General features: G+C 66.5%; 21 protein-coding genes. 6 read left to right on the top strand and 15 right to left on the bottom strand.

Going from position 1 to position 22991, the window contains the following annotated elements; genetic code table 11:
* Positions 1-4: 4 nt before the first annotated feature.
* Genes AAHB16_RS24105 through AAHB16_RS24090 form a run of 4 tightly spaced genes read right to left on the bottom strand, consistent with a single transcriptional unit; the run spans position 5 to position 4207 of the window.
* Positions 5-775 carry a DUF3025 domain-containing protein gene (locus AAHB16_RS24105; RefSeq protein ID WP_342052171.1) on the bottom strand — a complete coding sequence of 257 codons (771 nt, stop codon included), beginning with the start codon at positions 773-775 and terminating at the stop codon, positions 5-7.
* On the bottom strand, positions 772-1815 hold the full coding sequence (pyrC, locus tag AAHB16_RS24100) for a dihydroorotase (RefSeq protein WP_150372801.1): 1044 nt from the start codon (positions 1813-1815) through the stop codon (positions 772-774). The genes AAHB16_RS24105 and pyrC overlap by 4 nt, the downstream gene beginning before the upstream one ends.
* The gene (locus AAHB16_RS24095) at positions 1812-3137 is read right to left on the bottom strand and encodes a glycerate kinase type-2 family protein (protein WP_150372802.1); all 1326 of its coding nucleotides are present in this window, start codon (positions 3135-3137) and stop codon (positions 1812-1814) included. The genes pyrC and AAHB16_RS24095 overlap by 4 nt, the downstream gene beginning before the upstream one ends.
* Positions 3134-4207, bottom strand: coding sequence for a tartrate dehydrogenase (locus AAHB16_RS24090; RefSeq protein ID WP_150372803.1), 1074 nt, complete (start codon positions 4205-4207; stop codon positions 3134-3136). Before AAHB16_RS24090 ends, AAHB16_RS24095 begins: the two co-directional genes overlap by 4 nt.
* Positions 4208-4319: 112 nt before the next feature.
* Between AAHB16_RS24090 and AAHB16_RS24085 the strand changes: the two genes are divergently transcribed.
* The 3 genes from AAHB16_RS24085 (at position 4320) to AAHB16_RS24075 (ending at position 7965) form a co-directional block, all read left to right on the top strand.
* Positions 4320-5150, top strand: coding sequence for a class II glutamine amidotransferase (locus AAHB16_RS24085; protein ID WP_150372804.1), 831 nt, complete (start codon positions 4320-4322; stop codon positions 5148-5150).
* 131 nt (positions 5151-5281) lie between these two features.
* Entirely contained in the window at positions 5282-6283 is a 1002-nt protein-coding gene (locus tag AAHB16_RS24080; RefSeq protein WP_223851321.1) for a Bug family tripartite tricarboxylate transporter substrate binding protein, read from the top strand.
* 8 nt (positions 6284-6291) lie between these two features.
* Complete coding sequence (locus tag AAHB16_RS24075; RefSeq protein WP_342052170.1) at positions 6292-7965, top strand: thiamine pyrophosphate-binding protein; 1674 nt, start codon at positions 6292-6294, stop codon at positions 7963-7965.
* Here AAHB16_RS24075 and AAHB16_RS24070 read toward each other — a convergent pair.
* From AAHB16_RS24070 to AAHB16_RS24040, 7 genes are all read right to left on the bottom strand, one after another.
* Complete coding sequence (locus AAHB16_RS24070; protein WP_342052169.1) at positions 7934-8887, bottom strand: LysR family transcriptional regulator; 954 nt, start codon at positions 8885-8887, stop codon at positions 7934-7936. The genes AAHB16_RS24075 and AAHB16_RS24070 overlap by 32 nt on opposite strands.
* A 68-nt stretch (positions 8888-8955) precedes the next feature.
* Positions 8956-9690 carry an amino acid ABC transporter ATP-binding protein gene (locus tag AAHB16_RS24065; protein WP_150372807.1) on the bottom strand — a complete coding sequence of 245 codons (735 nt, stop codon included), beginning with the start codon at positions 9688-9690 and terminating at the stop codon, positions 8956-8958.
* On the bottom strand, positions 9687-10370 hold the full coding sequence (gene gltK / locus AAHB16_RS24060; protein WP_150372808.1) for a glutamate/aspartate ABC transporter permease GltK: 684 nt from the start codon (positions 10368-10370) through the stop codon (positions 9687-9689). Before gltK ends, AAHB16_RS24065 begins: the two co-directional genes overlap by 4 nt.
* 9 nt (positions 10371-10379) lie before the next feature.
* A complete protein-coding gene (locus tag AAHB16_RS24055) occupies positions 10380-11108 on the bottom strand; it encodes an amino acid ABC transporter permease (protein WP_150372809.1) in 729 nt (242 codons plus the stop codon).
* A gap of 64 nt (positions 11109-11172) precedes the next feature.
* Positions 11173-12072, bottom strand: coding sequence for a glutamate/aspartate ABC transporter substrate-binding protein (locus AAHB16_RS24050; protein ID WP_150372810.1), 900 nt, complete (start codon positions 12070-12072; stop codon positions 11173-11175).
* Between the two features lie 288 nt (positions 12073-12360).
* Complete coding sequence (locus AAHB16_RS24045; protein WP_150372811.1) at positions 12361-13671, bottom strand: Glu/Leu/Phe/Val family dehydrogenase; 1311 nt, start codon at positions 13669-13671, stop codon at positions 12361-12363.
* 133 nt (positions 13672-13804) lie between these two features.
* Complete coding sequence (locus tag AAHB16_RS24040; RefSeq protein ID WP_150372812.1) at positions 13805-14767, bottom strand: LysR substrate-binding domain-containing protein; 963 nt, start codon at positions 14765-14767, stop codon at positions 13805-13807.
* 199 nt (positions 14768-14966) lie between these two features.
* Between AAHB16_RS24040 and AAHB16_RS24035 the strand changes: the two genes are divergently transcribed.
* Both AAHB16_RS24035 and AAHB16_RS24030 read left to right on the top strand, forming a co-directional pair.
* Entirely contained in the window at positions 14967-15530 is a 564-nt protein-coding gene (locus tag AAHB16_RS24035; protein ID WP_446718130.1) for a cysteine dioxygenase, read from the top strand.
* A gap of 19 nt (positions 15531-15549) precedes the next feature.
* Positions 15550-16008 (top strand): Lrp/AsnC family transcriptional regulator, encoded by a 459-nt coding sequence (locus AAHB16_RS24030; protein ID WP_342052168.1) that lies wholly within the window; start codon positions 15550-15552, stop codon positions 16006-16008.
* Between the two features lie 22 nt (positions 16009-16030).
* Here the strand turns inward: AAHB16_RS24030 and AAHB16_RS24025 are convergent, their stop codons facing one another.
* On the bottom strand, positions 16031-17914 hold the full coding sequence (locus AAHB16_RS24025) for an ABCB family ABC transporter ATP-binding protein/permease (RefSeq protein ID WP_150372814.1): 1884 nt from the start codon (positions 17912-17914) through the stop codon (positions 16031-16033).
* A gap of 167 nt (positions 17915-18081) precedes the next feature.
* Between AAHB16_RS24025 and AAHB16_RS24020 the strand changes: the two genes are divergently transcribed.
* Positions 18082-18483, top strand: a complete 402-nt coding sequence (locus AAHB16_RS24020; RefSeq protein WP_150372815.1) for an acyl-CoA thioesterase — start codon at positions 18082-18084, stop codon at positions 18481-18483.
* 50 nt (positions 18484-18533) lie between these two features.
* Here the strand turns inward: AAHB16_RS24020 and AAHB16_RS24015 are convergent, their stop codons facing one another.
* Genes AAHB16_RS24015 through AAHB16_RS24005 form a run of 3 tightly spaced genes read right to left on the bottom strand, consistent with a single transcriptional unit; the run spans position 18534 to position 22976 of the window.
* Positions 18534-19310 carry an enoyl-CoA hydratase gene (locus tag AAHB16_RS24015; RefSeq protein WP_150372816.1) on the bottom strand — a complete coding sequence of 259 codons (777 nt, stop codon included), beginning with the start codon at positions 19308-19310 and terminating at the stop codon, positions 18534-18536.
* 13 nt (positions 19311-19323) lie between these two features.
* Positions 19324-20523, bottom strand: coding sequence for an acetyl-CoA C-acyltransferase (locus AAHB16_RS24010; RefSeq protein ID WP_150372817.1), 1200 nt, complete (start codon positions 20521-20523; stop codon positions 19324-19326).
* Positions 20524-20543: 20 nt separating this feature from the next.
* The gene (locus tag AAHB16_RS24005) at positions 20544-22976 is read right to left on the bottom strand and encodes a 3-hydroxyacyl-CoA dehydrogenase/enoyl-CoA hydratase family protein (protein WP_342052167.1); all 2433 of its coding nucleotides are present in this window, start codon (positions 22974-22976) and stop codon (positions 20544-20546) included.
* Between the last annotated feature and the right edge of the window lie 15 nt (positions 22977-22991).

The following is a 22991-nucleotide window of genomic DNA, read 5'->3' as shown; positions in this document are numbered from 1 at the left end:
TCTATCACCGACGGCGCCCGGGGCGAAACACCGATCGATCGGCGTAGAACCTGGCGTCCGCATTTTCCGGGCACCAGCCCGGGATGCCCATCACCGGCAGCGGGGCAAAACTGCGTCCGCCGCGCAGCGTGTCGCGCGCCTCCCGCAGCGACGCCGCAAGCGCGCGATCGATCGTATCGGGCCGGCTATCGACCGGTAACCGCAGCGGCCACGCATGGGCCGTGACCGACTTGTACGGCGCGATCAGCTTTTCCAGCAGCGCATGGCCGAAGGGCACCGCCGCGCAGTCGCGGCCCCACGCGGCGCGCGCGTCCACGAACAGCGTGTGCCACTGGAAGTCGCGCAACGCGGCCTCGAGGGCGGCGTCCTCGCAGAGAAAGATCACCGCGTTCTCGTCGAACAGCGTCGCGGCATCGCGCACGCCCCCGCGCTCGCTGGCCACGCCGGCGCGCGCGATCTCCTCCGCCTGCAGGCGGTTCAGCCATTGCTTGGTTTCGGGGAAGTGGAGCCACACGAGCGCGTTGAACGCGTCGTGCAGGTTGTCGCGGGTGGGGACTTCGCCGGTGGCGAAGATATGCGATTCGTAGGCGGTGTCCGCCGGCAGACGGTCCTGCGGCACGAACCGCAGCGGCAGCCCGCGCGCGTTGCGCAGGCCCGCCGCGCGGCGATTCAGGTCGGCATGGAGCGTCGGCGCGCCCGCCATGCCCGCACCCACCGCGGCAAACGGCTGGAACCACGGGCGGCCCCAGTCGATGCCGCGCCAGCCGGCGCTCACGCCGCCGTCGTGGCCTTCCAGCGCATCGTCTCGCCGGCGCGCAGCGGCACCAGCGTCGTCTCGCCGTATGGCACTTCCGTCGGCAGTTCCCAGTCTTCGCGCGCGAGCGTCAGCGTGCCCGTATTGCGCGGCAGGCCGTAGAACGCCGGGCCGTTGAAACTGGCGAACGCTTCGAGCTTGTCGAGCGCGCCGGCGTTGTCGAACGCTTCCGCGTACAGCTCCATCGCATGCAGCGCCGTGTAGCAGCCGGCGCAGCCGCAGGCGTGTTCCTTGAGGCCGCGTGCATGCGGCGCGCTGTCGGTGCCGAGGAAGAAGCGCTCGCTGCCCGACGTCGCGGCCTTGACCAGCGCCTCGCGGTGCAGCTCGCGCTTGAGCACCGGCAGGCAGTAGTAATGCGGGCGAATGCCGCCGATGAAGATGGCATTGCGGTTGTACAGCAGGTGATGCGCGGTGATCGTGGCGCCGATCGGGCCTTCCGCGTCGCGCACGTACTCGGCGGCGTCCTTCGTCGTGATGTGTTCGAACACGACCTTCAGGCCCGGAAAGTCGCGGCGCAGCGGCTTCATCACGCGCTCGATGAACACGGCTTCACGATCGAACAGGTCGATGTCGCCATCGGTCACCTCGCCGTGCACCAGCAGCGGCAGGCCCTCGCGCTCCATCGCCTCGAGGGTCTTCGCGCAGCGGCGGATATCGGTCACGCCCGCGTCGCTGTTGGTCGTCGCGCCGGCCGGGTACAGCTTGACCGCGTGCACGAAGCCGCTGGCGCGCGCCGCCTTGATTTCCTCGGCCGGCAGGTTGTCGGTCAGGTACAGGGTCATCAGCGGCTCGAACGTCATGCCGGCGGGCAGCGCCGCGAGAATCCGCTCGCGGTAGCCGCGCGCCTGCTCCACCGTGGTCACGGGCGGCTTCAGGTTGGGCATGATGATCGCGCGCGCGAACTGGCGGGCGGTGTCGGGCAGCACGGCCGCGAGCGCCGCGCCGTCGCGCAGGTGCAGGTGCCAGTCGTCCGGGCGGGTGATGGTCAGCGTTTGGGTCATGGTTGCAGAATCAGGATGGCGCGATAGTCGTTCACGTTGGTGCGCGTGGGGCCGGTGACCACGAGGTCGCCGATCGCGTCGAAGAAGCCCCAGGCATCGTGCGCGTCGAGCTGTCGGCGCGCGGGCGTGCCCGCGGCATCGGCCCGGGCAAGCGAAGTCGGGTCGGCGATCGCGCCGGCGTTGTCCTCGGAGCCGTCGATGCCGTCGGTATCGGCGGCAATCGCATGGACGCCGGCCATGCCGCCCAGTTCCAGCGTCAGCGACAGCAGGAATTCGGAGCAGCGGCCACCGCGCGCGCCGCTGGCCCCGGGGGGCAGCGTCACCGTGCATTCTCCGCCCGAAATCAGCGCCACGGGGGCGGCGAACGGCGCATTGTACGCGCGAATCTCGCGCGCCAGCGCCGCGTAGACCTGTGCCACCTCGCGTGCCTCGCCGGTCACGGTGTCGCCGAGCACCACGGGCTGGATGCCGTGCGCGCGGAACACCGCCGCGGCCGCTTCCAGGCTGCCGTGGGCCGTGGCGATCATGCGATTGTCCACACGCGCGAACAACGGATCGCCGGGCTTCGGCGTTTCGTCGATCTCGCCGCGCGCGCCGCGCTCCAGATGCGCCTGCACGGTGGCGGGCACGGTCGCGCCGAAGCGGCGCAGGATCGCGAGCGCATCGGCATAGGTGCTCGGGTCGGGAACGGTCGGCCCCGAGGCGATCGCGCTCGGGTCGTCGCCGGCCACGTCGGACACGATCAGCGTCGTGACCGGCGCGCGGCTGGCCTGCGCGAGGCGGCCACCCTGGATGCGCGAGATGTGCTTGCGCACGATGTTCATCTCGGTGATCGGCGCGCCGCAGCGCAGCAGCTCCCGCGTGGTGGCCTTGAGGTCGGCCATCGGGATGCCCTTGGCGGGCAGCGACAGCAGACTCGATCCGCCGCCCGATACCAGCACGATCAGCCGGTCGTTCTCGGTCAGGCCCTCGACGCGCGCGAGGATATCGGCGGCAGCCTGCTCGCCGGCCTCGTCGGGCACCGGATGCCCAGCCTCGATCACGCGGATATGGTCGGTCGGCATGCCGTGCGCGTAGCGCGTGACCACGAGGCCCTCGAGCGTGGCGCGGCCCGCGGGATGGTTCGCATAAGCGCGCTCGACCGCCGCGGCCATCGACGCGGCGGCCTTGCCGGCGCCGACCACGAGCGTGCGGCCGCCCGCGTGCGGCGGCGGCAGATGGGCCGCGACGATCTCGAGCGGGTCCGCGGCCGCTACCGCGGCGCGGAAGGACTCGAGCAGCAGCGCGCGGGCGCTGTCGCGCCGCGAATCGGGGCCGCTCACAGGGCCTCCGCGATCGCGCGGCCGAGGTCCGTGGTGCTCGCGGTGCCACCGATATCGCGCGTCAGCGGCGCGTGCGCGGGCCCCGCCCCCAGTACCTTCTCGATCGCGGCCAGCACGGCGGCGCCCGCCTCGGGGTGGCCGAGGTGCTCGAGCATCATGCCGCCGCACCAGATCTGCCCGATCGGATTGGCGATGCCGCGGCCCGCGATATCGGGCGCCGAGCCGTGCACGGGCTCGAACAGGCTCGGATAGGTGCGGTCCGGGTTGATATTGGCCGACGGCGCCACGCCGATCGTGCCCGTGCAGGCCGGACCCAGGTCCGACAGGATGTCGCCGAACAGGTTACTGGCCACGACCACGTCGAACCAGTCCGGATGCTGGACGAAGTGCGCGGTCAGGATGTCGATGTGGTACTTGTCCACGTTGATGCCGGGGTAATTCGCGGCCATCGCCTCCACGCGCTCGTCCCAGTACGGCATGGTGATCGAGATGCCGTTGGACTTGGTGGCGGAGGTCAGGTGCTTCTTCGGCCGTTTCTGCGCGAGCTCGAACGCGAACTTCAGGATGCGATCGACGCCGGTCCGGCTCATCACGGTTTCCTGCACCACGATCTCGCGGTCCGTGTTCGGGAACATGCGCCCGCCGATGCTCGAATACTCGCCTTCGGTGTTCTCGCGCACCACGTAGAAGTCGATGTCGCCGGGCTTGCGGTCCGCCAGCGGGCTCTTGATGCCGGGCAGCAGGCGCACCGGGCGCAGGTTCACATACTGGTCGAACGACCGGCGGAACTGGAGCAGCGAGCCCCACAGCGACACGTGATCGGGCATTTTTGCCGGCCAGCCCACCGCGCCGAAATAGATGGCGTCGTACTTCGTCAGCGTGTCGAACCAGTCGTCGGGCAGCATCTTGCCGTGCTTCTCGAAGTACGCGTAGCTCGAGAAATCGAAATGGTCCCACTGGAAATCGATGCCGAAGCGGCGCGCGGCGGCATCCATCACGCGAATGCCTTCGGGCATCACTTCCGTACCGATGCCGTCTCCGGGAATGACTGCGATCTTGTATTGGCTCATGGCGGGGCGCTTTCAGTATGCGTTCGGAGTGTTGGCAGCACCCCGCGCGCGCGTGATAATCTGCGCATTCTATTGCAAATGCGGCAGCCCCCTGCCGCGCCGGGTTCCCGCCATGTGCCAGTTGCTAGGCATGAACTGCGCCACGCCGACCGACGTGACGTTCTCCTTTACAGGCTTCGCCTTGCGCGGTGGCCTGACCGACCATCATTCCGATGGGTTCGGGGTGGCGTTCTTCGAAGACAAGGCCTGCCGCCTGTTCATCGACAACCAGTCCGCCGGCACGTCGCCGGTGGCGGACCTGATCAAGCGCTATCCGATCAAGTCCAAGAACGTCATCTCCCATATCCGCAAGGCCACGCAGGGCACCGTGCGATTGGAAAACTGCCACCCGTTCATGCGCGAGCTGTGGGGCCGGCACTGGATCTTCGCGCACAACGGCGACCTCAAGAATTTCAGCCCGTTCCTGTCCGGCGTGTACCAGCCCGTGGGCGACACGGACAGCGAACTCGCGTTCTGCACGCTGATGCAGGGCCTGCGCAAGCGGTTCCCGGGCTCGCAGCCGCCGCTGAACGAGCTTTGCCACGCGCTGGCCGACATCACGCGCGACATCACGCTGCACGGGGTCTTCAACTATCTGCTGTGCAACGGCCAGGCGCTGTTCGCGCACTGCTCGACGTACCTGTACTACATCGTGCGCCAGTGGCCGTTCTCCGAGGCACATCTGATCGATGCGGACCTGTCGATCGATTTCGCGCAGGTGACCACGCCCGACGACCGCGTGGCCGTGATCGCCACCGCGCCGCTGACCGACAACGAGACCTGGACGCGCTTCGCCCCCGGCGAGCTCATCATGTTCGAGAACGGCCTGCCGTCGATGACGCTGACCGTGCCGATTCCGCCCGAAGTCCAGGCCAAGAACGCCGCCAATACCGCATGCACCTAGCGTGCACCCAGCCGCGCGGGCCTGAGCCGCTTTGCGTTTTGCGAAAAACAGGTCTGCGCTAAACGCCTCTCACACCCTGCTTCCGCCTGAGATACTTCGCGATCGGATTTGAACGATCAGGAGACGGAAGCATGTTCGGTAACAAGAAAAACGCTTCGCTGCGGCGATGGATGGCGGGTGCGGCGGCACTCGTGACGGCGATGCTGGCGGGGACCGCCAGCGCGGCCTGGCCGGAGAAGGCCGTCACGATCGTCGTGCCCTGGCCCGCCGGCGGTCCGTCGGATATCGCCGCGCGGCCGCTGTCCAAGGGCCTGTCGGAAGCGCTCGGCCAGCCGTTCGTCATCGACAACCGCGCCGGCGCCGGCGGCAATATCGGCACCAACCTCGTCGCGCACGCCAAGCCGGACGGCTACACGCTGATGATCACGGCCAGCGGCCCGATCGTCATCAACCAGCATCTCTACAAGAAGATGCCGTTCGATGCGAAGACCGACCTGAAGCCCATCACGAACCTGCTCAAGGTGCCGCAGGTGATCGTCGTGCATCCGTCGGTACCCGCGAACACCCTCCCCGAGCTGCTTGCCTATATCCGCGCGCAGAAGGGCAATTTCTCGTGGGCATCGGCGGGCAACGGCACCACCCAGCACATGACGGGCGAGCTCCTCAAGACCATGACGAAGCTCGAGATGAACCATATCCCGTTCAAGGGCTCGGCGCCGGCCATCAACGACCTCGTCGGCGGCCATGTGCCGATGCTGATCGACAGCACGATCGCCGTGGTGCCGATGATCAAGAGCGGCAAGGCCAAGGCCATCGCCGTCACGGGCAAGCAGCGCGCGTCGCAGCTGCCCGACGTGCCCACCGTCGAAGAGTCGGGCATCAAGGATCTGAAAGGTTTCGAGTCGTACGCGTGGTACGGCCTGTTCGCGCCCGCCAATACGCCCGCCGACGTCGTGGCCAGGCTCGAGAAAGCTTCGCTCGACTACATGCGCACCCCGGAGTTCAGGCACGTGCTGGAGAGCGCGAGCTCGCAGTACGTCGGCAGCGATCCGGCCGCGTTTGCCGCGTTCATCAACGAGGACGCAAAGCGCTGGGCCAGGATCGCCCCGACGCTGAACCTCACGCTCGATTAAAGTTTCCGATGACCACCACCCCGACCTCCCCTTCCCGCAATGGCGGCCAGATCCTCGTGGAAGCGCTGCGGCGCAACCACGTGGACACCATCTATTGCGTCCCCGGCGAAAGCTACCTGCCCGTGCTCGACGCACTGGCGGACCATGCGAGCATCCGCACGATCGTCACGCGCCATGAAGGCGCGGCGTCGAACATGGCCGATGCGTACGGCAAGCTGACGGGCCGTCCCGGTATCGCATTCGTGACGCGCGGCCCCGGTGCCACGCATGCGGCCAATGGCGTGCACACCGCGATGCAGGACTCCACGCCGATGGTCCTGTTCGTGGGCCAGGTGGCCAACCAGATCAAGGAACGCGAGGGCTTCCAGGAAGTCGACTATCGCCGCGTGTTCGGCGGCCTCGCCAAATGGGCGACCGAGATCGAGGACATCGCGCGCATTCCCGAGATCGTGAGCCGCGCGTTCAGCGTGGCCATGTCGGGCCGCAAGGGCCCCGTCGTCGTGGCGCTGCCCGAGGACGTGCTGTTCGGCGCCGCGGCCGTGGCCGACGTGCCGCCGGCACGCGTGAGCGAGGCCGCGCCCGATGCGGCCGCGCCGGCCGAGCTCGCGGCCCTGCTGCGCGAGGCACAGCGTCCGCTCGTGGTGGTCGGCGGAACCGGCTGGACCGCGCCCGCTCAGGACGCGCTGCGCGCGTTCGCGAGCGCGTGGAACCTGCCCGTCGCCGCCTCGTTCCGCCGCCAGGATGTGCTCGACAACCGCGATGCGCATTACGTCGGCCAGCTGGGCCTTGGCGTATCTCCCGCGCTGTCGCGCATGGTCGGCGAGGCCGATCTGCTGATCGTGATCGGCAGCCGGCTGTCCGAAGTCACGTCCGGCAATTACGAACTGATCCGCAGCCCGCGCCCCGCGCAACGTCTCGTGCATGTGCATGCGGACCCCGAGGAGCTCGGCCGCGTATTCCTCGCGGATCTGCCCGTCAATGCGTCGGTGTCCAACGCCGCCATCGCGTTCTCGGCGCTGAAGCCCGAAGGCGCGGCATTGCCGTGGCATGGCTGGACCGAGGCCGCGCGCGCGGCGTACGTCGCGCACAACACGCCGCTCGCGCGCGGTGCCGCGCAGCGGGGCGTCGAGATGTCGTCCGTGGTCGCGCATCTCTCGAACACGCTGCCCGACGATACGGTCATCACCAATGGCGCCGGCAACTATACGGTGTGGGTCCACCGCTTCTATCGCTACAAGCAGCTCGGCACGGAACTCGCGCCGACCAATGGCGCGATGGGCTACGGCCTGCCCGCGGCCATCTCGGCCAAGCTGGCCGCTCCGGACCGCACCGTGGTGTGCTTTGCCGGCGATGGCTGCTTCATGATGTATCCGCAGGAGCTCGCCACCGCCATGCAGTTCGGCGCGGCGGTGATCGTGATCGTCGTGAACAACGGCATGCTCGGCACCATCCGCATGCATCAGGAGCGCGAGTACCCGGGCCGCATTTCGGGCACGCAGCTGGCCAACCCGGATTTCATCGCATTGGCGAAAGCATTCGGCGCGCATGCCGAGCGCGTGGAGCACGAGTCGGACTTTCCGGCCGCGCTCGAGCGCGCGCGGGCATCGGGTCGTGCGGCCGTGCTGGAACTCGTGACCGATCCGCAGCAGATCACGCCGGCACTGCGGCTGGATCAGGCGTAATCAGCCGCGCGCCGGGCCAGGCGCCGGTCTTCACGAGATCGGTCGCCACCTCGCGGATGGCGGCGCCCAGTGCCCACAGCGTGGCGGGCTCGAGGTCCGTGCGGCCGAGCACGAGGCTGATGCAGCGTTCGGCATCGTCGCCCGGCAGCGGAAACCCCCGCAGCCGGCCCGCGGCGATATCGTCGGGCACGGCCGCGAGCGGCAGCACGGTACAGCCGCAGCCCTTGTGGACCAGCGCCGCGGTGATCGCGTTGGAGCCGTCGCTCTCGAGCGCCAGCTGCACGCTGTGCCCGCGCCGCGCCGCCATGGCTTCGACGAACACACGAATGCCGTGGTGCGTGCTCGGCAGGATCATCGGCACCCCCTGCAGCCCATGCGCGTCCACGCGCTCCTGCGTCATCGCGAAGCGCGGCGGCGTCAGCAGGTAGAGGCGCTCCAGCAGCAGCGGCTCGTAGCTCATGCTGCCCGGATATTCGGGCCGATACAGAATCGCGATATCGATGGCGCCGGCCTGCAGGTCGGCCAGGATGCTGCTGGCGAGCCCTTCGGTGAAATGCAGCCGGCTGTGCGGGAACTGCCTGTGCAGGACGTGATAGAGGTCGCCGAACACGGTCCGGGCGATGGTCGGCTGCGCCGCGATGCGGATACGCGGGGGACCCATTCCCGCGTTGCTGGAGACCGCGGCCTCCGCGGCGGCGAGCGTTTCCTTGATCTGGCGGGCATAGGCCAGCAGCGCGCTGCCCTGCTCGGTCAGCGAGACGCCGCGGCCCGTGCGATGAAACAGGCGGGTGCCCAGCTGCTTTTCGAGCTGCGTAACGCGGCGGCTGATACTGGAGGCATCGACGCCGCCGGCGAGCGCGGCGGCGGAGAAACTGCCGGAATCCGCAACGAGCGCGAAGATCGACAGATCGTCGGAATTCATGGGCATAAAGCGGTACTGCGGCGCTCACCCCCGCGCGCTGAAGCCCAGCGCGCGGAGGGGGCGTGGGTTTAATGCTGCAGGATCTTCGAGAGGAACTGCTTGGCGCGGTCCGAGCGCGCTTCGCTGTTGCCGAAGAACTCTTCCTTCGGGCAATCCTCGACGATCTTGCCGGCGTCCATGAAGATCACGCGGTTGGCCACCTTGCGCGCGAAACCCATTTCGTGGGTCACGCACATCATGGTCATGCCTTCCTGCGCCAGCTGCACCATCACGTCCAGCACTTCGTTGACCATTTCCGGATCGAGCGCCGAGGTCGGCTCGTCGAACAGCATGCAGATCGGGTCCATCGACAGCGCGCGCGCGATGGCCACGCGCTGCTGCTGGCCGCCCGACAGCTGGCCCGGGAACTTGCCGGCCTGGCTCTTCAGGCCCACGCGCTCGAGGTACTTCAGGCCCTTGGCGGTGGCTTCTTCCTTCGAGCGGCCTAGCACCTTCATCTGCGCGATGGTCAGGTTCTCGGTGATCGAGAGGTGCGGGAACAGCTCGAAGTTCTGGAACACCATGCCGACGCGCGAACGCAGCTTCGGCAGGTTGGTCTTCGGATTGCCGACCGAGGTGCCATCCACGAGGATGTCGCCCTTCTGGAACGGCTCGAGCGCGTTCACGGTCTTGATCAGCGTGGACTTGCCCGAACCCGACGGGCCGCACACCACCACCACTTCACCCTTGGCGACCTTGGTGGTGCAGTCGGTCAGCACCTGGAAAGCGCCGTACCACTTGGAAACGTTATTGATTTCGATCATACAGCCACCTTTTTCTGGTAACGCTTGACCAGCAGCGAAGCGGAGAAGCAGATAACGAAGTAGACGAGGCCCGCGAACAGCAGCAGTTCGACGATCCGCCCGTCACGCTCGCCGATACCGTAGGCCTGGCCGAAGAAGTCCGCCAGCGCGCTCACGTACACGAGCGAAGTATCCTGGAACAGGATGATGCCCTGCGTCAGCAGCAGCGGCACCATGTTGCGGAACGCCTGCGGCAGGATCACCAGACGCATGGTCTGGCCGTAGGTCATGCCGAGCGCCTGCGCCGCGAACATCTGGCCGCGCGACACGCTCTGGATACCCGCGCGGATGATCTCCGAGTAGTACGCGGCCTCGAACAGCGCGAACGCGATCAGCGCGGACGTCATGCGCAGATCCGTGGCCGGCGACAGGTTGAAGAGCTTCTGCAAGACCTGCGGGATGATCAGGAAGAACCATAGCAGCACCATCACCAGCGGGATGGAGCGGAATATGGACACGTAGCCCTGCGCAAACCAGTTCAGCGGCTTGAACGAGGACAGGCGCATCATCGCGAGCACGGTGCCCCAGACGATACCCACCACCACGGCGGTTACCGTGATCTTCAGCGAGACCAACATGCCCTCGCCGAGCACTTCCAGCGTGGCGGGATTGATCGAGCTGAAATCGAAGTCGTATGCCATCGTGTCCCCTTACTTGCCGCCGATGAAGCCGGGCACGCGCGTGCGCTTTTCCACCCAGCGCATGATCAGCATGACCGTCACGTTGATCAGCATGTACATCACCGTCACCGCGATAAACGACTCGTACGGCCGTGCCGTGTAGTCGACCAGCTGACGACCCTGCGCCGCGAGCTCCAGCAGACCGATCGTCGACGCGACCGCGGAGTTCTTGAAGATGTTCAGGAACTCGGAGGTCAGCGGCGGCACGATCACGCGGAACGCCATCGGCAACAGCACGTGCCGGTAGGTCTGCGACAGCGTGAAGCCCATGGCGAGGCCCGCGTTGCGCTGGCCGCGCGGCAGCGAATTGATACCCGAGCGGACCTGTTCGCAAACCCGGGCCGCCGTAAAGGTGCCCAGGCAGAGCATCGCCGCCAGGAACTGCTGCGTGAACGGGTTCATCTGCTTGATCGCCTCGCCGAACGGCAGCAGTTCGGGAATCACGAAGTACCAGATGAACAGCTGCACGAGCAGCGGAATATTGCGGAAGATCTCGACATACCACGCCGCGATCCCCGACAGGAATTTGTTCGGCACGGTGCGCAGCACGCCGAGCACCGAGCCAATGACGAGGGCGATGACCCACGAGGTGAGGCCCAGCGCGAGCGTGACCTTCAGACCGGAAATCATCCAGTCGAGGTACGTCTCGTTCTGCGCGGCCTGCTCGAGGAAAACTCCCCAATGCCAGTTGTAATCCATCTTGCGTCCTCAAAAAGAAACGGAAGGACTTCTCCTTCCGTTTCGCACTCCCATGACTGAAGGATCAGTCGAGCGCCTTGTCGTTCGGGTTCTTGAAGAGCGCCTTCATGTCTTCCGACAGCGGGAAGTCCAGGTTCAGGCCCTTCGGCGGGACCGGTTGCTGGAACCACTTGGCGTACATCGTGTTGATCGTGCCGTCCTTCATCAGGCCGGAAATCACGTTGTCCGACAGCTTCTTGAACGGGGCGTCATCCTTGCGGATCATGCAGCCGTAGGACTCGCGCGACTGCGGCTTGCCGACCACGATCCAGTCGTTCGGGTTCTTGGCCTTGGCGCGCTCGCCGTACAGCAGCGCGTCATCCATCATGAACGCCACGGCACGGCCGGACTCCAGCGTCAGGAACGACTGACCGTGGTCCTTGGTGCTGATGATGTTCATGCCCAGCTTCTGGTCGTCGTTCATCTTGCGCAGCAGACGCTCCGACGTGGTGCCGGCGGTCGTCACGACGTTCTTGCCCTTCAGGTCGGCCCAGTCCTTGATGCCGCCATCCTTCTTCACCATGATGCGGGTGCCGATGATGAAGATGCTGTTCGTGAACGAAGCCTGCTTCTGACGCTCGAGGTTGTTCGTCGTCGAGCCGCACTCGATATCGATCGTGCCGTTCTGCAGCAGCGTGATACGGTTTTGCGACGTGATCGGGATTTCCTTGACCTGCAGGTTCGGCAGCTTCAGCTGTTCCTTGACGGCTTCCACGATCTTCGTGTTGATGTCATAGGAGTAACCGACCTGGCGCACGCCGCCCAGGTTGTAATTGAACGGAATGGACGAATCCCGCACGCCCAGCGTGATGACACCCGTTTCCTTGATCTTCTGCAGCGTGCCCGAAAGCGGCTCGGCGGCTTGTGCGGCGCCGCTCAGAATCCCTGCCGCGACCATGAGGCCAGCCAGCTTGGCAAAATTCATAACATCTCCTTGACCATGAAGAGAAAGGCGGCACTCTAGCAAAAAACGCCCCGCCAGCGAAATAGTATTGCTTAGCCGCTTATATCCGACAACGGGTTTTCCCCTAACTGGTGCAATTTCCGGCACGGTGTCTCGCCGCCGCGCCATATCGAGGCGAAATCGTTCAAACGGAAAAAAACGCAAAAAAACGCGGTCGCCGGCATGGACCGGCAACCGCGTTTCTCGCGTCATCCTGGCGCGTCACGGTGAATATTGCATTGCAACACATCATCATGACGCGCATCCGTATCAGGGATACAGTCCGCGCATTTCGCGCGCCTGCAGGATTCGCGTGCACGCCACGATGAACGCGGCGGTGCGGAGCGTGACCTTGTTGTCCTGGGCCACCTGCCAGATCGCCCGGAAGGCTTCTTGCATGATTCGTACCAGGCGCTGGTTGATTTCCTCCTCGGTCCAGAAAAAGCTCGAGAAATCCTGCACCCATTCGAAATAGGACACCGTCACGCCGCCGGCGTTGGCGATGACGTCCGGCGCGACGAGGATATTGCGCTCGCGCAGCACGTCGTCGGCCTCGGGCGTGGTCGGGCCGTTGGCGCCCTCGATCACGAGGCGCGCCTTGATCTGCGACGCGCGTTTCGCGGTCAGCTGGCCTTCCAGCGCGGCCGGGATGAGGATGTCGCAATCGACTTCCCAGAACTGGTCGCCCGAGATCGCCTCGGCGCGGAAGCCCTCGATGGTGCCGCTATGCGAGGCATACTCGATCATCGCGGGCACGTCGAGGCCGGCCGGGTTGAACAGCGTGGTGCGGTGGTCCTGCACGGCCACCACGATCGCGCCCGCTTCATGGAACAGCTTGGCGGCCACGGAACCCACGTTGCCGAAGCCCTGCACGGCCACGCGCGCGCCCTTGACGTCCATGCCGATGTTGCGCGCGGCCTCCGAGCCCACCACGAACACGCCGCGGCCGGTGGCCTCGCGGCGGCCCAGCGAGCCACCGAGCGAGATCGGCTTGCCGGTCACCACGCCGGTAGCCGTGCTGCCCTCGTTCATGGAGTAGGTGTCCATCATCCACGCCATGATCTGCTCGTTCGTGTTGACGTCCGGTGCCGGGATGTCCTTGTTCGGGCCGATGATGATGTTGATTTCGCTGGTGTAGCGGCGCGTGATGCGTTCCAGCTCGCCCTGCGACAGCTTGCGCGGATCCACGCGGATACCGCCCTTGGCGCCGCCGTACGGCACATTGACGGCCGCGTTCTTGACCGACATCCACGCGGACAGCGCCATCACTTCCGACAGCGTGACGTCCTGGTGGAAACGCACGCCGCCCTTGCCCGGGCCGCGCGAGGTGTTGTGCTGCACGCGATAGCCCTCGAAATGGGCGATCGTGCCGTTGTCCATCTCGATGGGCACATCGACGATCAGCGCGCGCTTGGGGCGCTTGAGCGTTTCCACCCAGCGCGCGAGCGAGCCCAGATAGGGCGTGACGCGGTCGACCTGCTTGAGGTAGATGCCCCAGGGGCCGAGCTCCTCGGCGTTGAGGTAGGACGGGAGGGGATGGGTAATGATCGAGGAGGGTTGCGACGGTGCTGCGGAAGACATGGCTGGTTTCCACGTTTGAAGGTGATGCACAGGATATCGGCGCCACCCTTTCACAATCCAATGCCGTTTGCTCATCCGCCCTGACAGGGTTATGCAAGACACGCATAACCTTTCCGACATGGTGCGACGCGCCTCAGCCCGGTGCAGTCTGCCCCGCCAGCGTGCTCCAGATCTGGTCGACGAGCTGGCGCTTGCGCCGGCCCTGTCCGCCGCGCCGGTCGGCGCCGTTCTCGCCGGGCCGTTCGCGATAGAGGCGAATCTCCATGTCGATCGACTGCGGCAGCCCGCGTCCGCCCTCGGCGCGGACCAGCCGGCCCTGCTGCACGTCGTCGCGCACGGCGCTCTCGGGCAGGAACGCCATGCCGTGGCCGGCCAGCGCCATGACCTTGAGCGCTTCGGCCATATCGGTCTCGTAGCATTTGTCGAGCTTGAGCCCGTCCGCCGCGGCTTCCGCCAGCAGCATATCGACCATGCGGCCGAGAAACGCGTTGGGCGTGTAGCTGAGGAACGGCACCGGCTTCTTGTCGGTGCCCGGCAGCCGGAACAGCGGCCGGCCCGTGGCATCGGGGACGCTGTATGGCGACAGCCGCTCGGTGCCGAGCACGAGCATGTCGTAATGGGCGGGGTCGAGCTGGATGGCCTGGCGCGGATGGTGATAGACCATGACGAGGTCGCACCCGCCTTCCACGAGCGTGAGCACCGCGTCGTGGACATTGAGCGCGCGCAACCGGCACGGCAGCGTGCCGAGCTGGCGCTCGAGCGCCTTGAGCCATTCGGGGAAGAACGTCAGCGACAGCGTGTGCGGCACCGCGAATTCGAGCACCTGCGCGTTGGCGGACCGCTGGCCGCGCATCAGCGCGCGCGTCTCGCTGACCTGCGCGAGCATCGCCAGCGCCTGCTCGTAGAACACCTTGCCGGCGGCGGTGAGGCTTGTCGGGTAACTCGACCGGTCGATCAGCTCGGTGCCGACCCACGCCTCGAGCGACTGGATACGGCGCGAGAACGCCGGCTGCGTGACATGGCGCAGTTCCGCCGAGCGCGAGAAGCTGTGCGTCTCCGCCAGGCTCACGAAGTCTTCAAGCCATTTGATTTCCATGGCCGCAATTATGCCGCGCCCATCGCGGAATGCGCAGGAGAACAAATTGCTACGAATCGACGTCCGTGAAGAACAGGATTACAATTTCCGCGCAATCCGGACCCGATTACGCACGTTGCGACTCTGCCGGGCGGCCTATGATGGGCTATCCGCATGCCCAGCGCACGCCGTCCCCGAGCAAATGCAACCGGAGCCCGCCATGTCCCGTCTTTCCGCCATGCCTGCCACGCCCGCCCCCGGCCGCGCCGCCCCGCCGCCGCTGATGCCATTCGCGCAGACCATGGAGGACGCGCTCGCGCAAGGGGCGCGGCTCGTGGCGGACGGCATCGTCGCGAGCCTGCCCGATGCGGACACGCTGCTCGCGACGCTGCCGTCGGGCGCGCTCGACGGCAGCGCGGAAACCTACACGCGCCATCTGATCCATGCCGATCCGTTCGGCCGGTTCTCCGCGATGCTGCTGGTCTGGCGCCCCGGACAGGCGAGCCCCGTCCACGGCCATCGCGCATGGTGCGCGTATCGCGTGCTGCGCGGCACGATGACCGAGCATCATTACCGCTGGAACCCCGCCACGCGCCATGCCGCGCTGGCCAATACCGTGACGCGCGCGGCCGGCGATACGTTCAGCGTGCCGGCCGGGCTGCGCCATATCCATCGGCTCTCGAACACCGGCGACAATATCGCCGTCTCGCTGCACGTCTACGGCGTGGAGCCGCAGCACATCGCCACCGGCGTGAACCTGCTGGTGGATACCGTCCCCGCCTGAACCCCCGTTACCGTTACCCATGGATCGCTACGACCGCCAGATTCTCGCCCTGCTGCAGGAAGACGCCACGATGCCCGTCGCCGAGATCGGCGAGAAAGTCGGCCTGACTTCCACGCCGTGCTGGCGGCGCATCCAGAAACTCGAGGAAGCCGGGCTGATCCGCCGGCGCGTGGCGCTGCTCGATGCGGCCAGGCTCAATGTCGGCGTGACGGTGTTCGTCTCGATCCGCACGAACCAGCACAACGCCAAGTGGCTGAAGACGTTCCACGGGCTCGTGCAATCGATCCCCGAGGTCACCGAGTTCTATCGCATGGCGGGCGATACCGACTATCTGCTGCGCGTAGTGGTGCCCGATATCGCCGCGTACGACGCCGTGTACAAGAAACTGATCCAGGGCGCCGAGCTTTCCGACGTGAGCTCGCGCTTCGCGATGGAGCAGATCAAGTACACCACCGCGCTGCCGCTCGATTACGCCTGATTACGCGCGACTCACGCGCGACTCAGGCATGCGCGACGCCCTCCGCGTCGTCGGTTTCGCCTTCGACCGCATTGCGTGCCTGGATGCGCCACATCTCGGCGTAACGCCCGTTGATGCGCATCAGTTCCCCATGCGTGCCGCGCTCGATGATCTGGCCATGGTCCATCACGAGGATCTGGTCCGCATGCACGACCGTGGACAGGCGGTGCGCGATCAGCAGGGTCGTGCGGTTCTGCGCCAGGCGCATGAGCTCGGCCTGAATCGCCTGCTCGGTGCGCGAGTCGAGCGCGGACGTCGCCTCGTCGAACACGAGGATCGGCGGATTCTTGAGCAGCGTGCGCGCGATGGCCACGCGCTGTTTCTCGCCGCCTGACAGCTTGAGCCCGCGCTCGCCGACCGGCGTGTCGTAACCCTGCGGCAGTTCGCGGATAAACGGATCGATCTGCGCCGCGCGCGCGGCCGCGATGACTTCGTCGTGCGAGGCCTCAGGACGGCCGTACGCGATGTTGTAGTAGATGCTGTCGTTGAACAGCACGGTGTCCTGCGGCACGATGCCGATCGCGCGGCGCAGCGTATCCTGCCGGATGCCGCGTATATCCTGCCCATCGATCTCGATGCCGCCGCCGCTGACGTCGTAGAACCGATAGAGCAGCCGCGCGAGCGTCGATTTGCCCGAGCCGCTGTGGCCGACCACGGCCGTGGTGGTGCCCGCGGCGATCGTGAAGTCCACGTCGTTCAGGATCACGCGGTCGGACTCGTAGCCGAAGCCGACATGGCGGAAGCGCACGGCGGCGCCGCGCACCTCCAGCGCCGGCGCGCCGGGCACGTCGGCCACCTCCTGATTGGTGCCGAGCAGCACGAACATGCGGTCCATATCGGTGGTGGCCTGCTTGATCTCGCGATAGATCACGCCGAGGAAATTCAGCGGGATATAGAGCTGGATCATCAGCGTGTTGACGAGCACGAGGTCGCCGAGCGTGAGGCGCCCCGCCGCGACGCCCACCGTCGCGCGCCACAGGATCAGGATCAGCCCGATGGCGATGATCGTCTGCTGGCCGAAGTTCAGGAAAGACAGCGAGTTCTGCGAACGCACCGCCGCGGCGCGGTACTTGAGCAGGTTCTCGTCATAGCGGCGCGCCTCGTATTCCTCGTTGCCGAAATACTTCACCGTCTCGAAGTTGAGCAGCGAGTCGATCGCCTTCTGGCTCGCGCGCGAATCGAGTTCGTTCATGCGGCGGCGGAAATGCGTGCGCCACTCGGTCACGACGATCGTGAACACGATATAGCCGATCAGCGCGACGGCCGTGATGCCCGCGAACCAGATGTCGTAATGGAGCACGAGGAACCCGATCACGAGCGCCATTTCCACGAGCGTCGGCAGGATGCTGTAGAGCGAATACGAGATCAGCTGCTGGATGCCGCGCGTGCCGCGCTCGATGTCGCGGCTCATGCCCCCCGTCTGCCGCTCGAGGTGGAACCGTAACGACAGCGCGTGCAGATGGCGGAAGACCTGCAGCGCGATCTCGCGTACCGCGCTCTGCGTGACCTTGGCGAACAGGATTTCGCGCAGCTCAGTGAACAGCGTGCTGGACAGGCGCAGCACTCCATACGCGACGATCAGCCCGACGGGTACCACAAGCAGCGCGTGCGCATCGCCGGGGGCCACGTCCATGGTGTCGATCAGGCGCTTCATCAGCACAGGCACGCCGAGGTTCGCGACCTTTGCAAGCACGAGGCACGCCAGCGCGAAGATCACGCGCCATTTGTAGTGCCAGACGTAGGGCAGCAGGTTACGGACGGTCTGCCAGTCGCTGCGCGGCGCGCCCCGGCTGGAGAAAATCGAGTTCGAGGGTGCCGTGGCGGCACTTTCGTCGGTGCTGGGGGCTGTCGTGGAGGAACGGCGCATACGTTAGAATTCTGGCCAATGCCGCGATTGTCGCAGAGATCGCGATGGACGGCAGAGGCCGCCCCGGCCGACGCCGGTCCTGCCACCCGGATCGGCACCCTTGCCGTCATCCGAACCTTCATCGGTCCCTTCACCGATCCCTTCATCCGTATCTTCAACACCGCCTCATGACCCAGCTCGCTCCCCTGTCCACCCTCCCCGAAGGCAAGAACCCCGCCTTGCGCGTGGTCCCGATGCCCGCCGACGCCAACGTGCATGGCGATGTTTTCGGAGGCTGGATCATGGCGCAGGTCGATATCGCCGGGTCGATTCCGGCCGTGGAGCGCGCGCAGGGCCGCGTGGCCACCGTCGCGGTGAACTCGTTCCTGTTCAAGAACCCGGTATTTGTCGGCGACCTCGTGAGTTTCTATGCCGATATCGTGAAGACGGGCCGCACCTCGATCACGGTGTCCGTCGAGGTCTATGCGCAACGCATGCGCCACAGCAATGCGATCGTCAAGGTCACCGAAGCCACGCTCACCTATGTGGCGACCGACGAGAACCGGCTGCCGCGCGAATTGCCGGTATGAAAATGGGGGCTTGCGCCCCCATACCCTGCTTGCCTGTCCCCCGGCGTCCGTTACTGGAACTTCGAGAAATCCGGTTTGCGCTTCTCGAAGAACGCCGTAAAGGCCTCCTTCGCCTCCGGCGCCGCCAGCATGCGGGCAAACACGCCGGCCTCTTCGGCCATCTGGCGCTTCACCGCCGCGGCCTCGCCACCCTTCATCAGCCGCTTGGTCTCGCGCAGCGACGATGCCGGCAGCGCGGCGAGCTTGGCCGCCTGCCGCCGCACGTGCGCATCGAGTTCCGCCACGGGCAGCACCTTCGTCACGAGTCCGATCTCGAACGCTTCCTGCGCGCTGAACGGCTCGCCCAGCAACAGTTTCTCGGCGGCACGCTGATAACCGACCAGCCGCGGCAGCAGCAGGCTCGACGCCGCCTCCGGGCATAACCCCAGCTGCGTGAACGGCAGCGTGAGCTTGGCGGTATCCGAGGCATAGACGAGATCGCAGTGCAGCAGCAGCGTCGTGCCGATGCCGACCGCCGCCCCGCTTACCGAAGCGACCACCGGTTTGCCCGCCTCGGCGATCGCATGCAGGAACTGGAACACCGGCGCCGGTGCCCCGCCCTCGCCGGACGTGGGCGGGCGCTTCATGAAATCTTCGAGGTCGTTGCCGGCCGTAAAGATCTCCGGCTTGCCCTCGATGACGATCACGCGCACTGCGCTGTCCGCCTCGGCCGACCGCAAGGCATCGGCCAGCGTCTGGTACATCGCCGCCGTGATCGCGTTCTTCCGGTCGAGGCGATCGAAGGTGAGGGTCAGAATCCCGTTGTCGATCCGTGTGGCGATGCTCATGGTGGCTCCCCTCTCAAACGCGTTCGAAGATACCCGCTGCGCCCATGCCCGTGCCGACGCACATGGTCACCATGCCGTACTTGAGGTTGTGGCGGCGCAGCGCGTGCACGACGGTCGCCGAGCGGATCGCGCCCGTCGCGCCGAGCGGATGGCCCAGCGCGATCGCGCCGCCCATGCGGTTGACCTTCGACGCGTCGAGTTCCAGGTCGCGGATCACGGCCAGCGACTGCGCGGCGAATGCCTCGTTGAGTTCGATCCAGTCGATCTGGTCCTGCGACAGCCCCGCCGCCTTCAGCGCCGCGGGAATCGCCACCTTCGGGCCGATGCCCATGATCTCCGGCGGCACGCCGCGCACCGCGAACGACACGAAGCGCGCGAGCGGCACGAGGTTGAACTGCTTGAGGATCTTCTCGGAGACCAGGATCAGCGCGCCCGCGCCATCGGACGTCTGCGAGCTGTTGCCGGCGGTCACGCTGCCCTTGTTCGCGAAGACGGCACGCAGCTTGCCGAGGCCTTCCATCGACGTATCGGGACGCGGACCTTCGTCGAGCGCGAGCGTGCGCGTCTTGACGCTGACCTGACCCGAAGCCAGATCCGGAAACTTCTCGACGATCTCGATCGGCGTGATCTCGTCGGCGAACTCGCCGGCCTGCTGCGCGGCCATCGCCTTCTGGTGCGAGGCGAGCGCGAACGCATCCTGGTCCTCGCGGCTGACCTTCCACTGGTTCGCCACCTTCTCGGCCGTCAGGCCCATGCCGTACGCGATGCCCACGTTCTCGTCGCGCAGGAAGATCGACGGCGACATCGACGGCGAGTTGCCCATCATCGGCACCATGCTCATCGACTCGGTGCCCGCCGCGATCATCACGTCGGACTCGCCCACGCGGATACGGTCGGCCGCCATCGCCACGGCGGACAGGCCCGATGCGCAGAAGCGGTTCACGGTGATGCCGCCGACGGTGTTCGGCAGGCCCGACAGCAGCGCGCCGATACGCGCGACGTTGAGGCCCTGCTGCGCCTCGGGAATCGCGCAGCCGACAATCGCGTCTTCGATCAGCGCCGGGTCCAGCGACGGCACCTGCGCCACGGCAGCCTTCAGCACGGTAGCGAGCAGATCGTCGGGGCGCGTGTTCTTGAACGCGCCCTTGGGCGCCTTGCCGATCGGCGAGCGGGTGGCCGCGACGATGTAAGCGTCTTGCAGTTGTTTCATGATGTCGGTTCCTCGCTTGCCTGTTAGTTACGCACCGGCTTGCCGGTCTGCAGCATGCCCATGATGCGTTCCTGCGTCTTGCCGGTGCCGAGCAGGTCGACGAATGCCTTGCGCTCGAGCGCGAGCAGCCAGTCCTCGCTGACCAGCGAGCCGGCTTCCACGTCGCCGCCGCACACCACCTCGGCGATACGGCTCGCGATCAGATAGTCGTGCGCGGAGATGAAGTTGCCGTCGCGCATGTTGACGAGCGAAGCCTGGATGGTCGCGATACCGGAACGCCCGGCCACCGGCACCAGCGCGCCCGGCAGCGGCGAACGATAGCCAGCCTCGGCCAGCGCGCGCACCTCGCTCTGCGCCACGTGCAACAGTTCGTGCACGTTGAACACGATCGGGTCCGTTGCCTGCACGTAGCCGATCTTGCGCGCGTCGAGCGCCGACGTGGACACCCTGGCCATCGCGGCGGCCTGAAACCGGCCAGTGATGAAGTTCAGGTAGTTCGTGCTGCCAGCCGCATCGGCCGCGCGCGCTGCCGCCAGCACGGCCTCCTTGAGGCCGCCGCCCGCGGGCACGAGGCCCACGCCGACTTCGACGAGGCCGATATACGATTCCATCGCCACCACGCGCCGCGCGGCGTGCAGCATCAGTTCGCAACCGCCGCCGAGCGCGATGCCCGACACGGCCGTTACCACGGGCACCGCCGCGTACTTGACGCGCATCATGCCGTCCTGGAACTTCTTCACGAACGGCTCGATGCCCTTGGCGCCGCCCATCATGAAGGCTGGCATCGCGGCTTCGAGGTTCGCGCCCGCGGAGAACGGGCCGCCCGGATTGCCGAGCTGCAGCGACGTCGGCTGCCAGATCACGAGGCCCTTGTAGCCCGCTTCGGCGAGGTCGATGGCGCGCGTGAGGCCGTCGATGACGTCGGGGCCCATCGTGTTCATCTTGCTCTTGTAGGAGACGATCAGCACGTCATCGGCACCATCGCTGGTCCAGATGCGCACCGCGTCGTTCTCTTCGACGGTCTTGCCCGCCTTGCGCGGGTCGGCCGCGTCGGTGCCGCGCAGCGACGCGCGGAACGCCTGCCGTGCATACACGGGCAGCTGCGGGCGCGCGACGAACGCGTTCGTCGCCGGCGACCACGAACCGTTCGGCGTGTGCACGCCCTGCGCCTCGGCCACGGGACCGCTGAACACCCACGCGGGCAGCGCGGCATTGGCCAGCGCCTTGCCGCCGTCGATGTCTTCCTTCACCCATTCGGCCACCTGCTTCCAGCCGGCCGCCTGCCAGTCCTCGAACGGACCGGTATTCCAGCCGAAGCCCCAGCGAATGGCGAGGTCCACGTCCGCGGCCGAACCCGCGATCTGGTCGAGATACACGGCGATGTACTGGAACACGTCGCGGAACACGGCCCAGAGGAACTGCGCCTGCGGATTGGTCGATTCGCGCAGCAGCTTGATGCGCTCGCCGGGCTCCTTCTTGAGGATGCGCGCGACGATCTCGTCGGCCTTCTTCCCCGACTCGACATACTGGCCGGTCTTCGCGTCGAGGACCTTGATGGCCTTGCCTTCCTTCCGGTAGAAGCCCGCGCCGGTCTTCTGGCCGAGCGCGCCCGCATCGACGAGGCCCTTGAGCACGGCCGGCGTCTGGTACACGGGCGCGAACGGGTCGTCGCGCAGGTTGTCCTGCATCGTCTTGATGACGTGCGCCATCGTGTCGAGGCCCACCACGTCGGCCGTGCGGAACGTCGCCGACTTCGCGCGGCCGAGCTTCGAACCGGTCAGGTCATCGACCACGTCGAACGGAATGCCGTACTTCTCGGCCTCGGCGAACACCGCGAGGATCGAGAAAATGCCCACGCGGTTCGCGATGAAGTTCGGTGTGTCCTTCGCGCGCACCACGCCCTTGCCGAGCGTGGTCGTCAGGAACGCCTCCAGGCGGTCGAGGATCTCGGGCTGCGTGCTCGCGGTGGGAATCAGCTCCACCAGATGCATGTAGCGCGGCGGGTTGAAGAAGTGCACGCCGCAGAAGCGGGACTTGAGGCCGGTATCGTCACCGAGGCCATCGGCCAGCGCGCCGATCGACAGGCCCGACGTATTGGTCGCGAAGATCGCGCCCGGTGCAATGTACGGCGCGACCTTCCTGTACAGGTCGTGCTTCCAGTCCATGCGCTCGGCAATGGCCTCGATCACGAGGTCGCACTCCTTGAGCAGCGCGATATCGTCCTCGTAATTGGCGGGGCGGATCAGGCCGGCTTCGTCCTTGATGCCGAGCGGCGCCGGCGACAGCTTCTTGAGGTTCTCGATCGCACGCAGCGCGATACCGTTCTTGGGACCTTCCTTGGCCGGCAGGTCGAACAGCACCACGGGCACGCGCGCGTTGACGAGGTGCGCGGCGATCTGCGCGCCCATGACGCCGGCGCCCAGCACGGCGACCTTCTTGACGATGAAATTGGACATGCGCGCTCCAGTATT

The organism is Cupriavidus sp. OTU4054 (assembly GCF_038440175.1).
Classification (GTDB): Bacteria; Pseudomonadota; Gammaproteobacteria; order Burkholderiales; family Burkholderiaceae; genus Cupriavidus; species Cupriavidus pauculus_D.
This window is presented reverse-complemented; position numbering and strand designations above follow the sequence as displayed.

Bases quoted from the DNA above. Each gene is read 5' to 3' on its own strand.
- pyrC (WP_150372801.1), bottom strand. From the start codon at position 1,815: ATGACCCAAACGCTGACCATCACCCGCCCGGACGACTGGCACCTGCAC.
- AAHB16_RS24090 (WP_150372803.1), bottom strand. From the start codon at position 4,207: ATGAGCCAATACAAGATCGCAGTCATTCCCGGAGACGGCATCGGTACG.
- AAHB16_RS24085 (WP_150372804.1), top strand. From the start codon at position 4,320: ATGTGCCAGTTGCTAGGCATGAACTGCGCCACGCCGACCGACGTGACG.
- AAHB16_RS24080 (WP_223851321.1), top strand. From the start codon at position 5,282: ATGTTCGGTAACAAGAAAAACGCTTCGCTGCGGCGATGGATGGCGGGT.
- AAHB16_RS24075 (WP_342052170.1), top strand. From the start codon at position 6,292: ATGACCACCACCCCGACCTCCCCTTCCCGCAATGGCGGCCAGATCCTC.
- AAHB16_RS24070 (WP_342052169.1), bottom strand. From the start codon at position 8,887: ATGAATTCCGACGATCTGTCGATCTTCGCGCTCGTTGCGGATTCCGGC.
- AAHB16_RS24065 (WP_150372807.1), bottom strand. From the start codon at position 9,690: ATGATCGAAATCAATAACGTTTCCAAGTGGTACGGCGCTTTCCAGGTG.
- gltK (WP_150372808.1), bottom strand. From the start codon at position 10,370: ATGGCATACGACTTCGATTTCAGCTCGATCAATCCCGCCACGCTGGAA.
- AAHB16_RS24055 (WP_150372809.1), bottom strand. From the start codon at position 11,108: ATGGATTACAACTGGCATTGGGGAGTTTTCCTCGAGCAGGCCGCGCAG.
- AAHB16_RS24050 (WP_150372810.1), bottom strand. From the start codon at position 12,072: ATGAATTTTGCCAAGCTGGCTGGCCTCATGGTCGCGGCAGGGATTCTG.
- AAHB16_RS24045 (WP_150372811.1), bottom strand. From the start codon at position 13,671: ATGTCTTCCGCAGCACCGTCGCAACCCTCCTCGATCATTACCCATCCC.
- AAHB16_RS24040 (WP_150372812.1), bottom strand. From the start codon at position 14,767: ATGGAAATCAAATGGCTTGAAGACTTCGTGAGCCTGGCGGAGACGCAC.
- AAHB16_RS24035 (WP_446718130.1), top strand. From the start codon at position 14,967: ATGTCCCGTCTTTCCGCCATGCCTGCCACGCCCGCCCCCGGCCGCGCC.
- AAHB16_RS24030 (WP_342052168.1), top strand. From the start codon at position 15,550: ATGGATCGCTACGACCGCCAGATTCTCGCCCTGCTGCAGGAAGACGCC.
- AAHB16_RS24025 (WP_150372814.1), bottom strand. From the start codon at position 17,914: ATGCGCCGTTCCTCCACGACAGCCCCCAGCACCGACGAAAGTGCCGCC.
- AAHB16_RS24020 (WP_150372815.1), top strand. From the start codon at position 18,082: ATGACCCAGCTCGCTCCCCTGTCCACCCTCCCCGAAGGCAAGAACCCC.
- AAHB16_RS24015 (WP_150372816.1), bottom strand. From the start codon at position 19,310: ATGAGCATCGCCACACGGATCGACAACGGGATTCTGACCCTCACCTTC.
- AAHB16_RS24005 (WP_342052167.1), bottom strand. From the start codon at position 22,976: ATGTCCAATTTCATCGTCAAGAAGGTCGCCGTGCTGGGCGCCGGCGTC.